Here is a 249-nt window from a genome sequence, read left to right as displayed (position 1 = left end):
GTTGAAGAACCTTGAAGACGAGCTTAATTGCACGTTGCTCATCCGCGACGGGCGGCGGTTGTTGTTAACCGACACCGGGCAGGTCGTTTTCGAACGCGGCCTGGCGATCCTCGCTGAGTTTCGCCAGCTTGAAGCCGAACTTAGCGACATTAACCATCTGAACAAAGGGCTATTGCGCCTTGGTATCCCGCCAATGGTCGGTATGTTGATGGCAGGTCCCATCAGCCTGTTTCGCCAGCGTTATCCCGG

At 55.8% G+C, this 249-nt stretch carries 1 pseudogene; it reads left to right on the top strand.

The annotated features are described in order from the left end of the window. Positions 1 to 249, top strand: a pseudogene (locus FDX22_RS27510) (LysR family transcriptional regulator); the annotation flags it as partial.

The sequence above is a fragment of the Citrobacter sp. TBCS-14 genome (assembly GCF_005280805.1).
Lineage (GTDB): Bacteria > Pseudomonadota > Gammaproteobacteria > Enterobacterales > Enterobacteriaceae > Citrobacter > Citrobacter gillenii.
Note: the sequence above shows the minus strand (reverse complement) of the source record. Positions and strands in the feature narration are given on the sequence as shown.